Raw genomic sequence first — 1,492 nt, forward strand, 5'->3', positions numbered from 1 at the left:
AACTCCGCCAAAATCTTTTCCGCCTACAAAAGCGCGTGTATAAAGCAGTTCGAGATGGTGACTTGAGGAAAGCACGGTCATTACAAAAACTGATTCTTAAATCTCGCTCAGCCCAATTTTTGGCCGTTCGACAAGTATCACAGCTAAATAAAGGAAAGAAGACAGCTGGAATTGATGGTCTGTCAAGCCTCAATTACAGACAGCGAATAGAGCTGGTAGAAACATTGAACCACTATGCCTCCGACTGGAAACATAGCGGACTACGGGAAATCCCCATTCCCAAAAAGAATGGAAAAACCCGGATGTTGAAAATACCAACAATCCCTGACCGAGCATGGCAAGTAAGCGCCAAGTTTGCCTTAGAACCAGCCCACGAGGCCACGTTCAGCGCCGACAGCTACGGGTTCAGAACAGGTAGATGTACACAAGACGTACAAAAACGCCTATTTCAAAATCTAAGAAGCAATAAAAACGGCACTAATAAAAATAAGCAAATTATCGAACTAGACATAAAGAAATGCTTTGACCGCATCGCACACAGCTCCATAATGGATAGATTGCTAGCACCTGCGTGTCTAAAACAGGGGATTTTCAGATGCCTAAAAGCAGGCATCAATCCGGAATTCCCAGAGCAAGGAACACCCCAAGGCGGTGTGGTCAGCCCCCTACTAGCAAATGTGGCACTCAACGGAATAGAGGATATACATCACAGTCTTCGGTACGCCGATGATATGGTAATAATCCTCAAGCCAAAAGACAATGCCGAGAAAATTTTGAATAAAATCAAGATGTTCCTAGCAGAACGCGGGATGGAAATCAGCGAAGAAAAGACCAAGCTAACTAAAGCGACAGATGGATTTGATTTCCTGGGGTGGAACTTCCGCGTCCAGAAAAACGGAAAATTCCGATGTATTCCCTCAGAGGAAAATCACCGGAACATACGCAAGAAAATCAAAGCCATAGTCAACAACTCGAATTATGGTGCTGAAGTAAAAGCCAAAAAGTTAGCCCCCATCGTACGCGGTTGGCGTAATTACCACAGCAGCTGCGACATGAGCAGCGCTCGGGACTCCCTATGGTTCATGAACCAGACCGCAAACCGGAAATTCCGTAAAGAAAAGAAGGTCAACCGGTATAAAGCCAACGAACTATGTAAAAAAGGATTCCCAAAGGTAGGTTACAAACAAAACCAACATGTAAATGTAAAGGGGACTAAGTCACCCTATGATGGCGACCTAGTCTATTGGAGCAATCGGAACTCACGATTATACTCTGATGCTACCTCTGAAGCCTTGAAAAAACAGAACCATTCCTGTGGACACTGTGGTTTAAAGTTCTTAGAAGACGAATCTGTACACCTCCATCACGTCGATGGAAACCACGACAATTGGAAATCTAAGAACTTACTAGCAGTACATCAAAGCTGCCACCAACAGATACACTGAAGCAAAGCGAAAGCTAAGGATATCTAGGAGCCGAGTGAGGGGAAACC

General features: G+C 44.6%; 1 protein-coding gene. It reads left to right on the forward strand.

Annotated elements, in window-relative coordinates:
• Window positions 1-1,445 (forward strand): reverse transcriptase domain-containing protein (locus F6K53_RS41955; protein ID WP_293086374.1); only part of this gene is annotated, 1,445 nt, incomplete at its 5' end.
• Window positions 1,446-1,492 lie beyond the last annotated feature (47 nt).

Source organism: Moorena sp. SIO4A1 (assembly GCF_010672065.1).
In the GTDB taxonomy this organism is placed as follows: Bacteria; Cyanobacteriota; Cyanobacteriia; order Cyanobacteriales; family Coleofasciculaceae; genus Moorena.